Consider the following 19,175-nt stretch of genomic DNA (forward strand, 5'->3'; position numbering starts at 1 on the left):
ACAACGCTTATTGAATGGCGAGGCCCATCAGCTCTTCGCTGCGTTTGATCATGGCGTGGGCGGCAAGGCTCAGTTGCTCCGCGCCTTGGGGATGGCTCTCCTGATAGTGGTGCAACGCCTCCACCAGTCCGGCGGTTTTACGGGTGAGGACGGCCGCGTCGTCGTCAATACTGGGGGCGCCTTCCCGCATGGCCTTGGCCAGCGCCAGGGCGTCCGCTCTGCCGACGGCCAGTTGCTCGAAGTGGGCGCCGATGCGAAAGACTTGCTGGGCATTGCGCTCCTTCAGCGCTTGGCGTTGCACGGCTTGGGCTTCCGGTCTTCTTTCCTTGTTGATTTGTTGCTTGAGCTGACTGATTTCCCTCTTGAGTTCGCCCATGCGGCCCTGATTGAGGAAAGCGTCCCATTCCGTTTTGACGCCGGGCTGTTGCAGCATGCCGCTGCAACGCTCGCCGATGTCGGCGACCTGGCGGTTGAGGCTGTCCATCCTGGCTTGCAGGCGCTCGGCATAGGCATGGGCCTTGTTGGGGTCTTCGGTTACCCAGCTGGCGCTGAACGGCACGAAGTTTTCCGCGCCGCCGGCGCGCAGCATGCGCAGCGCCATGGAAGCGCAGTTTTCCTCAGTGCTGGCCAGGGTATAGCCAATCCGGCCTTCAGCGGCTTCTTGCTTGACGTGGCGGGCCTCGTGGAGGATGGCTTTTTCATTGAGGCCGAACAATACGAATTTGGCGGTTTTGCCGCTGGCGGCGACTTCTTTATTGCGTCCCATCATCGGCAGATAGACTTTGCGGGCGCTGACGCCCCAGCCGCCGTCCCGCGTGCGTTTTTGTTCAGCGCGGGGGTAGTACTGGGCTTTGGCCATCAGCTCCTGGCTGGCGGCTTTATAACCCGCGGTACCCAGTTGCTGACGCGCGTCTTCGCCGTCGCTGAGTTTCTGCGCGGTTCGGCTGGAAACCTCTTCTTGCTTGTCTTCCCGGTAGCTACTCAGGGAACCACCCTGCCGCTGGCCAAACAGACGGCCGATCTGCCCGCCCTGGGCGTCGCTAAACGGCCACCAGCTGATGTGCTCCTGCACATGCTTATTGGCGTTCACATCGATTTTGTTCTTGATGGTGACGGAGGCGTGGCCGGGATGATCCATGCCCTTGCATTCCCAAGAGCGGAATACGACTTGCCGCGCCAAGGGCTTGGCGTCGCCCTGGCCATGAAAGCGTTCGGCCACGGCAATCAGTTGCTCCACCACCCGCTGCTTGAGCGGCGCGCCCTGGAGCCGGCCCATGCTGTCCAGCGCCGCTTGGGCGCTTTCCTGGCCATAACGCCGGGAGAGCGTGTTGATGAAGACGCCCAGAGCGGTTTGGTTTTCAGCCTGTACGCGCTGGCTATAGCTTTTGACGGCTTCCAGGTTTTTCAGCAGCGGTAGTTGGGACAGGCAGGCATAGAGCCGACCCTTGAAGCCTTGGCTGGCGACGGTCACCGTGGGTTCAGGCGTCTTTTCATTGACGACGACTCTGCCGCCAAGCCTAGCCGCCTGGACGAAGGTATTGAGATTGAGTGTGGTCATGGGCTGAAACGAGCGGGATGATGAAGCGAATGGTTTCGATAGTGAGTAAACCCCTGTTTCCTTGCTATCAAATTTCGCTCACCCGCCCGCACGCCGCGGTCTTACGCGGCGCTCGGCTCAGGCCCGCATATGCAGCCCATAGTAAACCGTCTCGTTCCAGTAGCCGGTAGTCAGCCCGGCCAGGTATTGCGCCGCGCGGAACAAGTCCGCCGCACGGCAGCAGCCGGCGCTGACATTGCCGCGGTAGAGCCCGCTATTGGGATCGAACACCCAGATATAGTCGCTGCCCTTATAGACGCCGACGGCGTGGCCGGAAGCGCCGCCGTTATGCATCAGGTTGAGGAACAGCGCGTCGCCGCGCACCATCCGATTTTCGATGATGTCTTGCCAGGCTTGGGCGCTGGCGCCGTGGGCGTTGTTGCAGTAGTGGCAGAAGGTGAGGCCGAAGGTTTCCGCGTGATTGGCGTCGCCCACCCGATTGTGGGCGGCCACCGAGGGATAGACCTGCTGCTCCAGGTAGGAGGCGAAGCGGAACAGATAGGCGCCGTTGTCGAACTGCTGGTAAAGCGCGTCCGCCTGTTGGGTGGTGGGCAGGTAGTCGCCGGCGCTGCTGCCCCAGTTGCGTTTGCCCACGCGGTCCTGGATGTGCTTGAGCCACAGGCAGACCGCGGCCTCGCACACCCCGGCGGCGTTGGCGCCGTTCCCGGCGTTATTGAAAGCTCTTTGCAAAGACCACGCCATCGCATCTCCCCTTGTTGTTCACGGTTTCCACTTGCAAAACACGCGCATGTCATGGCGCGATATTTTGAAATAAACCGTAAACGGCGTTTGCGCCAGTGGATTCCAGCGCGAACGCGGCCCGGCGGCGAGGCCGGGCCATGGCTGAGCGTAAGCGTTTCTCAGCGGTGGAACAGCTCGGCTTCGCTGGCCGGCCGCAGCCGCGGCGGGCCGGACAAGGCTTGCAGGAAGGCGTGCAACGCCTGCTTTTCCGCGGTGCTGAGGCCCAGCGGCTTGAGCAGCGGCGAGGGCTTGGGCAGGGTGTATTTTTCCACGCCCACCGCTTCCACCAGATTGCCGCCGCTGTTGTAGAACTCGATCACGCCGGCGCCGTCTTCATCCAGCGGCATGTCGCCGGTGTGCATGTAGTCGCCGGTGTAGAGCAGATCGCGCAGGGTGGGGGTGCGGAATTTACCCAGATCGGCGCGCAAGCCGGTGACGCCGCCGCGGCCCAGGTCTTCCTTGTCGCGGCCGATGTAGTTGAGACCGGTGTTGTGGAACTGGTTGTCGGACAGCAGCGGGCTGTTGTGGCAGTTGATACAGCGCGCCTTGGTGCGGAACAGGTGCAGGCCCCACAGCGCCTGGTCGTTCAGCGCGGCGCGCTCGCCCTTGAGGAAGCGGTCGAAGGCGCTGTCCTGGCTGATCAGGGTGCGCTCGAAGGTGGCGATGGCCTTGGCCATGCGGTCCAGATCCACCCGGCTGTCGCCGTAGGCGGCGGCGAATAGCGGCGCGTATTCCGGCACGGCGGCGATCTTGGCCACCGCCTGGCCTAGCGGCTGATGCATTTCCAGCGGGTTGACCACCGGGCCCTTGGCTTGCTCTTCCAGGCTGACGGCGCGGCCGTCCCAGAACAGCGAGCCGACGTAGGCGGTGTTGAGCAGGGTCATGGCGTTGCGGCCGCCCAATTGGCCGATGTGGCCTTGGGACACCGGACGCGGATCGCTCCAGCCGTGTTCCGGCGCGTGGCAGCTGATACAGGCGATGCGGTTGTTGCGGGACAGCCGGGGATCGCGGAATAGTTTGTCGCCCAACGCAACCTTGGCGGCGCTATAGGGGTTGTCGGCCGGAAACGGCGCCGCGGGCAGCAGGCCCAGATCACGGAAGCCGGCTTGCGCCGACGCGTCCAGCGTGGGCGCGGGCCAAGCCGCCTGGCGCTCCGCGCCTGGCTGGTATTGGCTGTAACTGGTCCGCCATTGCGCCAGCTGGGCGGCGTCCGGCGCCTCGCCGTCGCTGTCCGGCAGCGGCGGTTTGGCCGGACGGATGGAGAGGGCGACCAGCAGCGGCTGCTCGGCCTCAGCAGCAAGCCGGGCAGCACTCTGTTTCCCGCCGTCGCGGTCCAGGCCGTAGAGTTCGCCGCCGGCGTCGCGCGCCCATACCCGCGCGGCGGCATTGGCGCCGGGATAGTCCGGGTCCTGTTGCAGTTGCAGCCAGCGGATGGCCTCGGCCACGGTGGGCAGCCGCCAGTTGTCCTGCTGGCATAGCCGCTGCTGTTGCAGCGCGGCCAGCGCCGGGTTGAGGCTGGCCGCGCCGGCCGGCCGCGGCCGGGCCTGCCACAGGATGATGTCGCGCCAACCGTCCGGATGCTGGTTGTCGTCGACGCAGGCGGCCTGGGCCGGTGCGGCCAGTTGGCCGTCGGCGCTGACCGGAATGTAGGCCGGCGGCTTAGGCGGATTCTGTTCCGGGTTGGGATCGTCGGCCAGTTTGGGGCCACGCACCAGGCGCAGCCGCGCCGGCTGGCCCAGGCTGAGGCTGACGCTGGGCAGGGTGCGGTGGGTGTCGTCGAAGGCCACCGCCAGCGAACCTTCGCCGCGGCGGCTGGTGGCGGTCCAGTAGAAGGCGGCTTCGGCGTCCGGGAAGACGTGGCGGTCCATGGCCGGCAGGCCGCGCGAGCGGTCGTACTGGCTCCAGTCCAGCAGGGTTTTCAGTTCGCGCTCGGTGGGCAGCCGCCAGCCGCGTTCCGCGGCGATGTCTTCTTCGCTGTCTTCGAAGCCGCATAGTTTTTGCTTGCTCACGGCTTCGGTGTAGGTGACGGCCAGGCAGTCTTCCTGACCGGGTTCGCATTGGGCCGGGCGTTCCGGATTGCGGCTGGCGCTGGCGTAATAGCTGTGGAATTGGCTACGCAGGCCTTGCACGGATTTCACTTCCCAGATCAGGCCGGTCTGCTTGTCTTTCACGCAGCCGGCGCGTTCGCCGGCGTCGGTCAGCGGTGCGCCGTCCGCTTCGGCCAGTGCGGTGAAGCGCGGGCCGGGCGGCTGTTCGTGCAGCACGGCCAGGCTCAGGCGGAAGTGGCTGGCCGCGTAGTCGGCGGCCACCACGCTGCGGGCGATGCCGGCGCTGTCCAGCAGGGTTTGCAGATCGCCGGCCTGTTCCAAGCGCATGCTGCGCCGGAAGCGGGCGGCGGTGTCGGCGCTGATCTGGATGCCGTTGTTGGGGTTGTCGTCTTCGTCCAGCGTCAGCAGCAGCTGCACTTGGCGCAGCACTTTGGGATCCGCCGGGTTCTGGCTGCCGGCCAGTTGCAGCGGAGTCAGCTGGGGCGCGCCCAGGCTACGGCCCAGTTCCAGCTGGCCGATGCGGAAGACGACGGTTTCGCCGTCCAGATAGCGGAATTCGCCGTTGGCGGTGGTCTTGCCGGCATGGCTGCCGCTGTCGTAGTCCAGGCCCGCTACCGGGCTATCGACGAAGACGCCGGTGCGGACCGGCTGGGCGGCCGGGCCGCCGGAGCAGGCGGCCACAGCCAGGCTGCCCGCCAGAATGAGAGAGAGAGCAAGGCGCGAGTGCATTTTTGTAATTGAGAATTATTTTCAAAACGGCAGATTATGCGTTTGTAGAGTTGTTCGTACAAGAAGCATGTCGAGGATAGGAAAACCGGAGTCGCGCCTGACCGTGCGCGTCAAGGTTTTCTGCCAGGAAAACCGCACCGGCCGCCATCATCTGACCGATATCGAGGTGTTCTGAACGGCGAAGAAGCTGTTCAACGACTCCAACGCAAAAAAAGCAGCCCAAGGGCTGCTTTCGTATTGGACGCGCGGTTTCAGCGTCGCGCGGCGTCCGGCCACACCCAGTCGCCGGGCGGCGGGGTCTGGCTGCCGGACGGGCTCAGCACATCGGACCAGGCCTTGATGCTGCCCGCGTATTTGCACAATGCGGCGTAGGCGGAGACATTGCCGGCGTTGCCGTTGTATACGCCCACTTGCACGCCCTTGGGCGACAGCAACGGGCTGCCGGAGTCCCCGCCGCGGCCCACCGTGCCGTTGGCCAGCAGGGACACGCCGTTGGCCAAGGGCGACGGCCCCAGCCGCTGGATATTGGCGACGCGGACGTCCATCAGACTGGCCGCCAGCTGGCCGCCGGTCTCCGCCATCCGCAGATTGGCTTGCATCGCGCCTATCGCGCCGTTGCAGTCCTCCTGCGCCACCACCGGCACCGTTCTGGCGCCGTCAAGGCCGGCGATGGGGCGGGATAGTTTCAGCAGGGCCAGGTCCACCGCCACGCCGTTGTGGTCGAACTTGATCCAGTTGGGCTTGGCGTTGTTGCGCGCGGTTTCCACGCGCTGGGCGAAGTGACGGCCGTAATGAGCGGTCACGCTGTTCCAGTTGTCCAGAATGCAGTGCGAGGCGGTCAGCACCAGGTCCGGCCCCACCAGCGAGCCGCCGCAGATATTGCCGCCGGACGAGCCGCGGAAATCCAATTTGACGTAATGGGTTTCGGTGGGAGAGAACGGCGCGGCGGCGGTCAATTGCACGCTGGCCAACAGGCATGCGGCGACAATGAGTTTATTCACGGAATATCCTTTTCAAAATCGTTATTGCGGTTTTCATCATCCAAAAATACCGGACGAGGCCGCCTTGATTCGCTCGGAATCTGCCAATTCCTCGTTGCGAGCCTGCCGTCCGGTTGCAATGATTATGTGATTTTCGAAATGATTTTCATGTGTGAATTTTCCATGCCAGGCCGCCGTTAAAATAACAAAGTCATAAGTTTTTATTAAAACTTCTTACTGCGCACACGGCTAATCCGCCTGTGACGCGCCGCGATACGATTGTGCTGAAACTGAAATAGCCGCTTTGTTAATTTTCACCGCTTCCCAAACAGTTTTAATAATCCATATTTAATTAACTTTGGATTGAATTATGATTTTTCGGATTAAATAAATAAAAACCGCATCGTAAACGATGCGGTTTTTATTCAGGGGGACGCCAAATGCGCTCAAGGCATGAACGCGACAACGCATTAGTTTATCCACAGGTCGGCAAGAACCGCCTTCTTATCCACAATCACGCCTGCGCCGCCGATCCTTGGTCCATCGGCAGCAAGCGCGGCGTCCAGGCCAGCAAGGCCGCCCATAACGGCGCCAAGGCCAGCAACGTCAGCCACAGCGGCGCGCCGGCTTGCAGGGCGCGCAGTTGCAAGCCGCACCAGCAGAGCAGCGGCCCCGCCAGCGCGCCGACCAGCGCCAGCAGACGCGGCGACGGCCGCCAGACCGCCAGCAACCGCAACCACCAACAGCTGAAGCTCAGCCACAAGACGACTCGCCACAAGGGCAGGCCGCCGACGCCGACGAGGCGGTACAGACCCAGCCCGGAGACGGCTAAGTCCAGCAGACAGGCGGCCGCGCTCAACAGCAGCGCGCGGGTTTTAAAGCCGGCCGGCAGCGCTTGCCAGGCCAGCAGCGCGCCGGCCAGCAACAGCACCACGTAGCGGTCGCGGAAGCTGAACAGCAACCAGGCGCCGACGCCGAAGATCAGGCTGCCCAACAGCAGCCTGGGCCAGGGCTTGCCCGCCTCAGGCGTCATAGCCCAGATTGGGGGCGAGGTCGCGTTCCGCCTGTTCCACGCTGACGCCGCGGCGTTGGGCGTAGCTGGCCACTTGGTCGCGCTCGATCTTGCCCACGCCGAAATAGCGCGAGGCCGGATGGCTGAGGTAGAAGCCGGACACGGCGGCGGTGGGCAGCATCGCATAGCCTTCGGTCAGCGTCATGCCGATGGCCGGCGCGTCCAAGAGCTCGAACAGCGCGGTCTTGACGGTGTGGTCCGGGCAGGCCGGGTAGCCGGGCGCGGGGCGGATGCCCTGGTACTTTTCGTCGATCAGCGCTTCGTTGTCCAGCTGCTCGGCGGCGGCATAGCCCCAGAACTCGCGACGCACACGGGCGTGCATCAGTTCGGCGAAGGCTTCGGCCAGCCGGTCCGCCAGCGCCTTGAGCAGGATGGAGGAGTAGTCGTCGCCGGCGTCCTCGAAGCGTTTGACGTGCGGCTCGATGCCGATGCCGGCGGTGACGGCGAAGGCGCCGATATAGTCCTGCACGCCGCTGTCCCGCGGCGCGATGTAGTCGGCCAGCGCCCAGTTGGCCTTGCCGTCCATCTTGGGCAGTTGCTGGCGCAGGCCCACCCAGCTCATCAGGCTGGCGCGCTTGTCCGGATCGCGGATTTCAATATCGTCGTGGTTGACGCTGGCGGCCGGGAACAGGCCGATCACCGCGTTAGCCCCCAGCCAGTTCTCGGCAATGATCTGCTTGAGCATCACTTGCGCGTCCTCATACAAGGCGCGCGCGGATTCGCCGACGATCTCGTCGTTCAGGATGCGCGGGAAGCGGCCGGCCAGCTCCCAGCTCTGGAAGAACGGCGTCCAGTCGATGTAGGCGGCGATCTCGGCCAGCGGGTAGCGCTCGAAACGGCGCACGCCCAGCCATTGCGGCGTGGGCGGCTGGTAGACGGCCCAGTCTATCGCCTCCTTGTTGGCGCGCGCCTGTTCCAGGCTCACCACCTTGCGGCTCGCCTTATTGGCGTGGCCTTCGCGCGCGCGGTCCTGCTCGGCCTGGTTTTCCGCGACGAAGCCGTCGCGCAGGGTGTCGGACAGCAGGTTGGAGCACACGCCGACGGCGCGGCTGGCGTCCGGCACGTAGATCACCGGGTGCTGGTAGTGCGGGGCGATCTTGACCGCGGTGTGGACCTTGGATGTGGTCGCGCCGCCGATCAGCAGCGGGACGCTGAAGCCCTGGCGCTGCATTTCCTTGGCCACATGGCTCATTTCTTCCAGGCTGGGGGTGATCAGGCCGGACAGGCCGATGATGTCGGCCTTGTGTTCGATGGCGGCGTCCAGGATTTTCTGGCAGGGCACCATCACGCCCAGGTCGATCACCTGGTAGTTATTGCAGCGCAGCACCACGCCGACGATATTCTTGCCGATATCGTGGACGTCGCCCTTGACCGTGGCCATGATGATCACGCCCTTGGCCGGCGCGTCGGCCAGGCCCAGACGGATCTTTTCCTCTTCGATGAAGGGCTCCAGGTGGGCGACGGCGGCCTTCATCACCCGCGCGGATTTGACCACCTGCGGCAGGAACATCTTGCCGGCGCCAAACAGATCGCCCACCACGTTCATGCCGTCCATCAGCGGACCTTCGATCACATGAATGGGGCGCGCGGCTTTCTGCCGCACTTCCTCGGTGTCTTCGACGATGAAGGTGGTGATGCCCTTGACCAGCGCGTGCTCCAGCCGCTTTTCCACCGGCAGCGCGCGCCAGGCCAAGTCTTCGCCCTTTTTCTCGCCGGCGGCTTCGCCCTTGTATTTTTCCGCCAGCGCGATCAGGTGTTCGGTGGCGTCGCCGCCGTCCTTGGGCGCGCGCATCAGCACCACGTCTTCAATGCGTTCGCGCAGTTCCGGGTCCACCTCGTCGTAGACTTCCAGCGCGCCGGCGTTGACGATGCCCATGGTCATGCCGCGCTGGATGGCGTGGTAGAGGAAGACGGCGTGGATGGCCTCGCGCACCTTGTTGTTGCCGCGGAAGGAAAAGGAGACATTGGACACGCCGCCGGAAATCTTGGCGTGCGGCAGCTGTTGCTTGATCCAGCCGGTGGCTTCGATAAAGTCCAGGCCGTAGCGCGCGTGCTCCTCGATGCCGGTGGCCACGGCGAAGATATTGGGGTCGAAAATGATGTCTTCCGGCGGGAAGCCCACTTCGTCCACCAGGATGCGGTAGCTGTTCTCGCAGATTTCTATCTTGCGGGCGTAGGTGTCGGCCTGGCCGGCTTCGTCGAAGGCCATGACGATCACCGCGGCGCCGTAGCGGCGGATCAAGCGCGCCTGTTCGACAAACTTGTCCCGGCCTTCCTTCATGGAGATCGAGTTGACGATGCCCTTGCCCTGTATGCACTTGAGGCCGGCCTCGATCACGTCCCACTTGGAGGAGTCGATCATGATGGGCACGCGGGCGATGTCCGGCTCGGAAGCGATCAAGTTGAGGAAGCGCACCATGGCGGCGTGGGCGTCCAGCATGCCCTCGTCCATATTGATGTCGATGACCTGGGCGCCGTTCTCCACTTGCTGGCGCGCCACGTCCAGCGCGGTGGCGTAGTCGCCGTTGAGGATGAGCTTGGCGAAGGCGCGGCTGCCGGTGACGTTGGTGCGCTCGCCGACGTTGACGAACAGATCCCCGTCGCCGATGTTGAACGGCTCCAGGCCGGATAGCCGGCACTTGGCCTCTATCGCCGGCAGCGGACGCGGCGCGACGCCGTCCACCGCGCGGGCGATGGCGGCGATGTGTTCCGGCGTGGTGCCGCAACAGCCGCCCACGATGTTGATCAGGCCGGACTCCGCCCATTCTCGGACGTACACGCCCATCGCCTCCGGCTCCAGGTCGTAGCCGCCGAAGGCGTTGGGCAGGCCGGCGTTGGCGTGCACCGACACATAGCCGGCGGACACCCGCGCCATCTCCTCGACATAGGGCCGCAGCAGGTCCGGGCCCAGCGCGCAGTTGAGACCGTAGCTGACCGCGTCGGCGTGGGACAGCGAGTTGTAGAAGGCCTCGGTGGTCTGACCGGTCAGGGTGCGGCCGGATTGGTCGGTGATGGTGCCCGAGATCATGATGGGCAGCCGCGGCGTGTCCGGCCGCTCGTCGAAGTATTTGTGAATGGCGAACACCGCCGCCTTGGCGTTCAGGGTGTCGAAGATGGTTTCCACCAGCAGCAGGTCCGCGCCGCCTTGCACCAGGCCGTCTATCGCCTCGGTGTAGGACGTCACCAGTTCGTCGAAGCTGACGTTGCGGTAGCCCGGGTCGTTGACGTCCGGACTGATGCTACAGGTGCGGTTGGTGGGACCGAGCACGCCGGCGCAATAACGCGGCTTGGCCGGATTGGCGGCGCTGGCCTTTTCGCACAGTTCCTTGACCAGCCTGGCCGCGGCATGATTGATTTCCCACACTAGGCTTTCCATCGCGTAATCCGCCATGGCGATGGAGGTGGCGTTGAAGGTGTTGGTTTCGATGATGTCCGCGCCGGCGTCCAGATAGGCCTGGTGAATGCCGCCGATCACGTCCGGCCGCGTCAGCGCCAGCAAATCGTTGTTGCCCTTGACGTCGCTGGGCCAATCGGCAAAGCGCTCGCCCCGATAATCGGCCTCCTCCAACTGATGGCGCTGGATCATAGTGCCCATGCCGCCGTCCAGGATCAGAATGCGTTGGGATAGGTGTTGCCGGAGGGGATGCGAGGATGTTTTTGTCATGGCGGCTGAACTTTTTTTGTCTACAACGATAACAAGCGCAACGGACTCAAAAGCTCATCTTAACACTCGCAATCAACTGTCCGGGCGCTTGCTTAAGAATAAAGAGAGAACATCCATATGGCCATTACGAATAAGCTGTGGCTGCTCGCGGGGCTGGCGGCGGCATGGTGCGGGGAGGCGTGGGCGGCGGGCAGTTTACGGATAGGCGTGGCGGATACCGACGCGGCGCCGGTGGTGATGCTGTCGCCGGACGGCGAGCACCTGCGCGGCGGCCTGTCCAAGGATATCGGCGAGATGCTGGCGGCTGAGCTGAGCCTGCGTCCGGAATTCATTCTGATCGCCCGCAAGCGGGTGGAGGCCTCCATCGAATCGGGCCGGGTGGACATCGTCTGCAACGCCAATCCGGACTGGTTCGGCAACGCCGCGCGGCTGGGCTGGACCCATGAGATCTATCCGCAGCTGGAGCGTCCGCTGACGCTCAAGCAAGCCACCGAGGTGCGCCAGGTGAACGACCTCGCCGGCAAGCGCATCGTCACCATACGCGGCTACAACTACCCGACGCTGGAGCGCTTCTGGCGCGGCAACCCGGCCTCTCACAACGAGGAGGCGCGGATGGAGCTGCTGATCAAATCGGTGCAAAAGCGGCTGAGCGACGCCGCCATCGTGTCGGAACTGGAGTTCGCCGCCTGGGCGCGCAACTGGCCGCAGGACGCGGCGCAGTTCAAGCTGCACCCGCTGGTGGTCACCTTCATGCCCACCATGTGCGCGGTGGCGCCGCATTCCGACATCAAGGTGGCGCAGCTGAACCAGGCGATAGACCGTCTGCAGAAAAGCGGCCGCATCAAGGCGGTGTTGAAAACCTATCAGTGGCAGCCGCAGGAATGAGCGCCGCCGGCCGGCGGCGCCGGCTCTAATCCTGGCCGCGGAAGCGCTGCTCCAGCCGGTGCATCACCTCCAGCGCGGTTTCCATCTGCTCGGCGGGAATATCCGCCAGCGCATGCCGGAAAAACGCCTCGCGCTTGGGCTGCACCTCCTCTATCAGCGCCTGTCCGGCCGGCGCCAGCGTCACCAGGGTCTGGCGGTTGTCGGCCGGATCGGTGATGCGCCGCACCAGAGCCTCCTCCTCCATGCCCTTCAACTGCCGCGTCAACGCGCCCGGATCCATCATCAGCCGGGTGGCCAGCTGTTTCTGCGTCGCCTGCTCCAGATCGGTCAGCGCGGCGAGAATGCGCCAGCGCGGCAAGGGATAGCCCACCTGCTGTTCAAACGCCGCGTACATGGCGCGGCCGGTGCGGCCGATTTGCTGCAGCAGATTGGGAGCGCGTTCAGTCATGGATTACCGCCGTCTTGGTTTTGACATCGCGCAATTCTACATGCGGGACTCGCCGCACAAGCAATAAGCCAAGCACCGCCAACGCCGCCACCAGCCACTGGCTGAGGTGAATAGCGTCCACCAGCGCCAGCCGCGAGGCGTCCAGCAAGGCGCCGCCGTTGATCCGGGCCGCCGTCGTCAGTTGTTCGAAACGGGCGGCGGTGTCCGGGCTGAGCAGGATTTGCGGATCACGCAGCCAGGCCTGCCACTGCGGCGCGGCCGGCAGGGCGTCGACGCCGGCGACGTAGCGGTGGGTGACGAAGACGCCCACCAGCGCGGTGCCCAACATGCCGCCTATCATCCGCGTGGACTGAATCATGGCGGTGGCCACGCCCAGTTGCTCTCGCGGCGCGCTCTGCTGCACGAAGATGGTCAGATTGGGCAGCAACAGGCCCAGGCCCAAGCCGCCCACCGCCATCAGCGCGGCCACCAGCCAGTGCGCGGTGCCGGCGTCCACCCAGGCCAGCGCGCCGGCGGTGAAGGCGAACAGCAGCAAGCCCAGGCCCAGCAGCAAGGTGGGGCGGCGCAACCGGGTGACGATGCGGCCGTTCAGGATGCTGCCCAGGGTGATGCACACCACCAGCGGTGTCACCAGCAGGCCGGCCTGGTTGGGCGACAGGCCGAAGCCGCCCTGGAACATCAGCGGCGCGTAGTACATCACCGCGAACATGCCGCCGCCCAGCAACAGCGACAGGCCGAACAAGGGCGCCAGGCTGCGGTGGCTCAGCATGTCCAAGGGCAGCAGCGGGTTGGGGCAGCGCCGCTCCCACCACAGCAGGCCGGCCAGCGCGGCCAGGCCGCTCAGGCCCAGGCCGGCCATCAGCCACAGCGGCTTGTGCAGCGGCAGCCATTCCACCAGCAATTGCATCGAACCCAGCAGCGCGGCGATCAGCAGTCCGCCCTGCCAGTCCAGCTTGGACGCGGCGCCGGCGCGGCGCATCGCCGGCAGATAGCGCCAGACGAACCACAGGCTGGCCAGACCCACCGGCAGATTGACGAAGAAGACCCAGCGCCAGCCCAGGTATTCGGTGAGAAAGCCGCCCAGGGTCGGGCCCACCGCGTTGGCCAGGCCGAAGGCCGCGGTCAGCATCACTTGCCAGCGCAGACGCTGCGCGGTTTCCGGAAACATGTCCGGCACGCAGGCGAAGGTGGTGGCCACCAGCATGCCGCCGCCCACGCCTTGCAGCGCGCGCGCCAGCACCAGTTCCAGCATGTTCTGGGCCAGGCCGCATAGCATGGAGGCGACGGTGAACAGGATGATGGCGGTCAGCACGAAGGGCTTGCGGCCGTGATCGTCGCCCAGCTTGCCGAAGATGGGCACGGTGATGACCGAGGTGAGCAGGTAGGCGGTGCCCACCCAGGCGTACAGATCGAAACCGTGCAGCTCCGCCACCACGGTGGGCATGGCGGTGCCGACCACGGTCTGGTCCAGCGCCACCATCAGCAGCACGAAGCACAGGCCGAGCATGGCCAGCACTTTCTGGCGGAAATCCAGCGCGCCGGCCGCTCCAGCGGTTGCGGCTAAGGTGTTCATTTTTGTTGATCCATCAATAATTGACTAGTCAACTATTTTGCGCCGAGAAGGGCCAGGAATCCAGTGGCGGACACAAAGATTTACAAAGCAGGGGCTCTTAGAGCCTGTTTAAGGCTCACGAGCAAGAGCGGGGCAAGGCGAAAACGATCGAAGAAGCGGAATGTACAGCGGGTACCTGTGCATTCTGAAAGCGTTCTTAACGCCCTTGTCTAAACTATCCGGCCAAAGCGCCGCAAACTTAGAACGGGTTCTTAGGCGGCGGCGCGGACGCGCCGCCGCGCGCTTCAGTAACCGCGCCGGGCCAGCCAGCTGCTGGCCTCGCTCTTGGCCAGAATGGCCACCAGCCAGTCCCGGAACACTTTGACCTTGGGCAGTTCCGCCAGCTCGTGCGGATAAACCAGGTAGTAGCTCCACTCGGTCTCCAGCACGGTGTCGAAAGGCATCACCAGCCGGCCGGAATCCAGGTCCTGGGTCACCATGGACACCTGGGCCAGGGTCACGCCCATGCCGGCGACGGCGGCGTGCAGCGCGTATTCGGAGGCGTCGAAGGTGACGCCGCTTTCCGGATTCACGCCGTTGACGCCGGCCAGTTTCAGCCAGCGCTTCCAGGTGTCCTGATCGCGCCAGGGGTGGAGCAGGGTGTGATGGCGCAAATCGTCCGGGGTGTTCAGCGGGTGCTTGCCGTTGAGCAGGGCCGGGGAGCAGACCGGGATCAGTTTTTCGCGGCAGATGCATTCGGTGCGCAGGTCCGGCGCCACTTCGGCGCGCGCCATGCCCACCACCGCCAGATCGTACTCCGCGCGGTTGAACGGCTTGTCGTGAATCAGCTGGGTCACCAGGTGCAGCGTGTATTCCGGATAGCGGGTCTGGAAGTCCGGCAGATTGGGCAGCACCCAGCGCATCGCCGGGGTGGGCGGCATGCGCACGCGCAGATCGCTCTGCCGCAGCCGCAGCGCTTCGCTGGCCTCGTTCAGCAATTGGAAGGCCTCGCGCGCCGGCTTGATCAGCGCCTCGCCCTCGGCGGTCAGCGACAGGCCGCGCGCCTGCCGGGTAAACAGGGTGGCGCCGTAGTATTCCTCCAGCGTTTGCACGTGGCGGCTGACCGCCCCTTGGGTCAGGCTGAGCGCGGCGGCGGCGCGGGTGAAGGACAAATGCTCGGCGGCGACGACAAATACGCGTAATGCATTCAGCGGTGGCAGCTTCATCTTACATGCCTTTTTATCATGGTTATCATGAAATTAACTGCTTTGTCATGCCAGGCGCAACATCGTATGCTAGGCATGCCGGGCATGGCTGGGCTTGGAACGGCGGACCGCGGCATGCAAGCCGCCGCCATGCGTCAATAGCATGAAGACCGCCGCTCCGCGTTGATCGAACCGTCCCTGCCGCGCTCCCCGATTTCCAGCGCGGCGCCCGCAGCCAAAACCAAGCCCGGCCTTGGCTTTCCCGGAAACGGAACCGTCATTCCCGAGCCTAAGGCTTTATCCGTACTGAAATAGTAACGGATTATAAATATTACAGGATGACATCCGCTTGCAACGGAGAATTTTCCACCGCTTATCGCGTGTCGCCGAAACTGCGGCGGCGTCGCCAGATTAACTGCCAATCCACGTTGGGCATTGCCGGGTTCAGACAGGGCCCGGCTTTTTTTTGCCCGCGCTCCGGCGAGCGGACAAGAAAAAAGGCCACGCGAGTGGCCCAAAGTTCGGAGAATAAGCCCAGGCGGCGCGAACGTCGCTTGGGCGCGGGCGGCGAACCGCCCGTTCTTGAGTTTGAGTTTGCGAGTGTAGCGCGTTGCGCCGACAGCGGCAACGCAATAATCCTGGCTAGTACCGCCCGGCTTTCACTCGCCCAATTCCGCCAGCAGTTCCGCCTGCTGCTCGGCGATCAAGGCGCCGGTCAGTTCGCTCAGATCGCCGTCCATCACGTAATCCAGCTTGTACAAGGTCAGATTGATCCTGTGGTCGGTGATGCGGCCCTGCGGGAAGTTATAGGTGCGGATGCGCTCGGAACGGTCGCCGGAACCGATCAGGCTCTTGCGCTCGGCCGCTTCCTTCTGCTGCTGTTCGCGGCGCTGGATGTCCATGATGCGCGCCGCCAGCACTTGCATGGCGCTGGCCTTGTTGGCGTGCTGGGAACGGCCGTCCTGACACTCCGCCACAATCCCCGTCGGAATATGGGTGATGCGCACCGCGGAATCCGTCTTGTTGATGTGCTGGCCGCCGGCGCCGCTGGCCCTGAAGGTGTCGATGCGCAGATCAGACGGGTTCAGCACCACGTCGGCCAGTTCGTCGGCCTCGGCCATCACCGCCACGGTGCAGGCCGAGGTGTGGATGCGGCCCTGGGTCTCGGTCACCGGCACCCGCTGCACGCGGTGGCCGCCGGATTCGAACTTGAGCCGGGAATAGGCGCCGAAGCCGATCAGCCGCACGATGACCTCTTTATAACCGCCCAGGTCGGATTCGCTGGCGGAGACGATCTCCGCCTGCCAGCGATTGCGTTCGGCGTAGCGGGTATACATGCGCAGGAGGTCGCCGGCGAACAGCGCGGCCTCGTCGCCGCCGGTGCCGGCGCGGATTTCCAGGAAGATGTTTTTCTCGTCGTTGGGGTCCTTGGGCAAGAGCAGCTTCTGCAACTCCAGCTCCAAGACCGCCAGCTTATCCTTGCCCTCGGCGATTTCCGCCTGGGCGAACTCCTTCATTTCCGGGTCCGACAACATGTCTTCCGCCGCGGCGATGTCGCTTTCGCACTGGCGGTAGCCTTGGTAGGTTTCCACCACCGGGCTGAGTTCGGCGTGCTCGCGGGTGAGCTTGCGGAACGCATCCATATTTTGAGTGGCCGCCTCGCTGGCCAGGAGGTGGGTCACCTCTTCCAGACGATCGGCCAGTTGCGCCAGTTTGGCCGCAATTGACGCTTTCATTACGACTCCGGGTGTAAACGATAAAGACGCGCCACGGCTTCCACCTGCGCGTCGTGCTCCGCGCCGCGACCGGACGACAAGGCCCGGGTGGGGGGATGCATCAATTTATTGGTCAGTTGCACCGACAGGGTTTCCAACACCCGCTCCGGCGCTTCGCCGCGCGCCAGCTGCTTGAGCGCGGCGTCCAGCGCGGCGCGGCGCAGCCGGTCCGCGTCGTCGCGCAGCGCGCGGATCAAGGGCACGGTTTCGCGCTTCTTCAGCCAGTCGCTGAACTCGCAAACCCGGGCCTGGATGATGGTTTCGGCTTCCGCGGCCGCGCTCTGACGCGCTTCCTTGCCCACTTCCACCACGCTGGCGATGTCGTCCACGCTGTACAGGAACACATCGGCCAGCTTGCCCACTTCCACTTCGATGTCGCGCGGCACCGCCAGGTCCAACATGAAGATGGGGCGATGACGGCGCGCCTTGATCGCGCGCTCCACCATGCCCTTGCCTATGATGGGCAGTTGGCTGGCGGTGGAAGTGACCAACACATCGTAGCGCGGCAGGATGTCCGGCAGCTCGGCGAGGGTGACGGCGTTGCCGCCGAACTGCTCCGCCAGCCGCTGGCCGCGCTCCAGCGTGCGGTTGGCCACGGTGATACAGGAGGGATTGCGCGCGGCGAAGTGAGTGGCCACCAGCTCTATCATTTCCCCGGCGCCGACAAACAGAATGTTCAGTTCGCCAATGGTGGGGAAGATCTGCTCTGCCAGCTTGACCGCCGCCGCCGACATCGACACCGAACTGGCGCCCACCGCGGTATTGGAACGCACTTCCTTGGCCACGGCGAAGGTGCGCTGGAACAGGCCGTTGAGCAGGGTGCCCATGGTGCCGGCGTGTTCGGCGCTGCGCACCGCGTCCTTCAGCTGGCCCAGGATCTGGGTTTCGCCCAGCACCATGGAGTCCAGGCCGGAGGCGACGCGAAAAGCGTGGCGCGCGGCGTTGGCCTCGTCCAGCTGATACAGATAGGGCTGCATTTCCGCCAGCGCCAGGCCGTGATATTGCGCCAGCCAGCTAAGCGCCGCCTGCGGATCGCCGCCGGTGCAATAGATTTCGGTGCGATTACAGGTGGAGACGATGGCCGCCTCGCGCGCCGCATGCGAGCTGACCAGGCTGTCCAGCGCCTTGGGCAACACCTCCGCAGGAAAAGCCAGCTTTTCCCGGATGGAGAGCGGTGCGGTATGGTGGTTCAAACCAAGGGCGAACAGATGCATGGGCGGATAAGCCGCGGAACGAAATGGGGTATTTTAGCCTAACTTGAACCGCAAGTCCTGCGCCGCGGCGGCAAGCCGCGCCGGCCCGTCGCCGGCGCCTTATACGACATAGCAGAATCCGGCGCCGCGCGCGTCCCAAATAACGCGTTCTTCTTGCGCAAACCCCTATATGGGCCAAGCGAAGCTGGCATAAGATAAGCCCCATCAAGGAGGACGAAATGTCGCTGAACCTCGCAGACATCCGCAAGGATTTTTCCAAGAAAGAATTGTCGCCGGAGGAGTGCCTGCCGGACCCGCTGGCCCAACTGGAGAGCTGGCTGGACCAGGCCATCGCCGCGCAGATGCCGGAACCCACGGCGATGAACCTGGCCACGGCCGGCGCGGACGGACGCCCCACATCGCGCATCGTGTTGCTCAAGGGCGTGGAAGACGGCCAGCTGCTGTTCTACACCAATTATCTGAGCCGCAAGGGCCGCCAGCTGAGCGACAACCCCTATGTGGCGCTGACCTTCTTCTGGCCGGAGCTGGAACGGCAGATCCGCATCGAGGGCCGCGCCGCCCAGGTGGCGCCGGAAATATCCGACGCCTATTTCGCCAGCCGGCCCTACACCAGCCGCGTAGGTGCCTGGGCCAGCGAGCAGAGCAGCGAGATCGGCTCCAAGGGCGTGCTGGTGTCGCGCGCGGCGATGTTCGGGGTCAAACACCCGCTGAACGTGCCGCGGCCGCCGCATTGGGGCGGCTACGCGGTGACGCCGGACCGGCTGGAATTCTGGCAGGGCCGACCCAGCCGGCTGCATGACCGGGTGCAGTACGCCTTGCGGGAAGACGGCGGCTGGAAGATCGCGCGGCTGGCGCCGTGAACCGGTCTCCAGTGAGGACAACTCATTGAAATAATGAGTTTTACGCATATTCAAAAAACTGCAACCATCTCAAATTAGACAGTTTGTCCGCTTTTATAGCGATTTGGATGTTGCCGCATCACAACAAGCCGCATCGGGATGATGCGGCTTTTCATTTTCTTGATGTTTCCCTCTCTTCTCCTTGTCTACCAAGGATTCGACGCCCCGCTTTGATTTCGGTCATGCCCGCCGCCGGCCATGCCCAGGCAACTGGCACTTAGAACAGATGCATATCAAGTCGGAAAAACCAATACATAATTTATGCATTTGGCAAGTGGTCGTCAGAACAAACCAAGCCAACGTCCTCTGGTTTCAGCAATTCCTTTCCCATGCTCAGAGCGACGTCCCATGTCGGGAATGCATAAG

General features: G+C 64.3%; 13 protein-coding genes. 2 read left to right on the forward strand and 11 right to left on the reverse strand.

The window, feature by feature from the left end; genetic code table 11:
* Positions 1-7 precede the first annotated feature (7 nt).
* The 6 genes from QUG03_RS00200 to metH form a co-directional block, all read right to left on the reverse strand.
* On the reverse strand, positions 8-1,558 hold the full coding sequence (locus QUG03_RS00200) for a type III secretion system effector BopA family protein (RefSeq protein ID WP_500819116.1): 1,551 nt from the start codon (positions 1,556-1,558) through the stop codon (positions 8-10).
* A gap of 117 nt (positions 1,559-1,675) precedes the next feature.
* Positions 1,676-2,299, reverse strand: coding sequence for a hypothetical protein (locus QUG03_RS00205; protein ID WP_500819117.1), 624 nt, complete (start codon positions 2,297-2,299; stop codon positions 1,676-1,678).
* Positions 2,300-2,457: 158 nt separating this feature from the next.
* Positions 2,458-5,115 (reverse strand): cytochrome c peroxidase, encoded by a 2,658-nt coding sequence (locus QUG03_RS00210; RefSeq protein WP_500819118.1) that lies wholly within the window; start codon positions 5,113-5,115, stop codon positions 2,458-2,460.
* A gap of 251 nt (positions 5,116-5,366) precedes the next feature.
* Positions 5,367-6,116, reverse strand: coding sequence for a trypsin-like serine protease (locus QUG03_RS00215; protein WP_500819119.1), 750 nt, complete (start codon positions 6,114-6,116; stop codon positions 5,367-5,369).
* Positions 6,117-6,609: 493 nt separating this feature from the next.
* Positions 6,610-7,128, reverse strand: coding sequence for a DUF2878 family protein (locus tag QUG03_RS00220; protein ID WP_500819120.1), 519 nt, complete (start codon positions 7,126-7,128; stop codon positions 6,610-6,612).
* On the reverse strand, positions 7,118-10,831 hold the full coding sequence (metH, locus tag QUG03_RS00225) for a methionine synthase (protein ID WP_500819121.1): 3,714 nt from the start codon (positions 10,829-10,831) through the stop codon (positions 7,118-7,120). Before metH ends, QUG03_RS00220 begins: the two co-directional genes overlap by 11 nt.
* Before the next feature lie 117 nt (positions 10,832-10,948).
* On the opposite strand from metH, the gene QUG03_RS00230 reads away from it, so the two are divergent.
* Positions 10,949-11,716 carry a substrate-binding periplasmic protein gene (locus tag QUG03_RS00230; protein ID WP_107801382.1) on the forward strand — a complete coding sequence of 256 codons (768 nt, stop codon included), beginning with the start codon at positions 10,949-10,951 and terminating at the stop codon, positions 11,714-11,716.
* A 25-nt stretch (positions 11,717-11,741) separates the two neighbouring features.
* Here the strand turns inward: QUG03_RS00230 and QUG03_RS00235 are convergent, their stop codons facing one another.
* From QUG03_RS00235 to hemA, 5 genes are all read right to left on the reverse strand, one after another.
* The gene (locus tag QUG03_RS00235) at positions 11,742-12,164 is read right to left on the reverse strand and encodes a MarR family winged helix-turn-helix transcriptional regulator (RefSeq protein ID WP_107801381.1); all 423 of its coding nucleotides are present in this window, start codon (positions 12,162-12,164) and stop codon (positions 11,742-11,744) included.
* Entirely contained in the window at positions 12,157-13,737 is a 1,581-nt protein-coding gene (locus tag QUG03_RS00240) for an MDR family MFS transporter (RefSeq protein ID WP_486636202.1), read from the reverse strand. Before QUG03_RS00240 ends, QUG03_RS00235 begins: the two co-directional genes overlap by 8 nt.
* A gap of 284 nt (positions 13,738-14,021) precedes the next feature.
* A complete protein-coding gene (gcvA, locus tag QUG03_RS00245; protein WP_019102440.1) occupies positions 14,022-14,942 on the reverse strand; it encodes a transcriptional regulator GcvA in 921 nt (306 codons plus the stop codon).
* A 638-nt stretch (positions 14,943-15,580) separates the two neighbouring features.
* Positions 15,581-16,657: a peptide chain release factor 1 gene (prfA, locus tag QUG03_RS00250; protein ID WP_107801379.1), complete on the reverse strand. Its 1,077-nt coding sequence runs from the start codon at positions 16,655-16,657 to the stop codon at positions 15,581-15,583.
* Positions 16,657-17,910 carry a glutamyl-tRNA reductase gene (hemA, locus tag QUG03_RS00255; RefSeq protein ID WP_107801378.1) on the reverse strand — a complete coding sequence of 418 codons (1,254 nt, stop codon included), beginning with the start codon at positions 17,908-17,910 and terminating at the stop codon, positions 16,657-16,659. The genes prfA and hemA overlap by 1 nt, the downstream gene beginning before the upstream one ends.
* Before the next feature lie 218 nt (positions 17,911-18,128).
* Here hemA and pdxH point away from each other — a divergent pair, with 218 nt between their 5' ends.
* Complete coding sequence (gene pdxH, locus QUG03_RS00260) at positions 18,129-18,770, forward strand: pyridoxamine 5'-phosphate oxidase (protein ID WP_107801377.1); 642 nt, start codon at positions 18,129-18,131, stop codon at positions 18,768-18,770.
* Positions 18,771-19,175 lie beyond the last annotated feature (405 nt).

This window comes from Chromobacterium sp. CCUG 30098 (assembly GCF_059916605.1).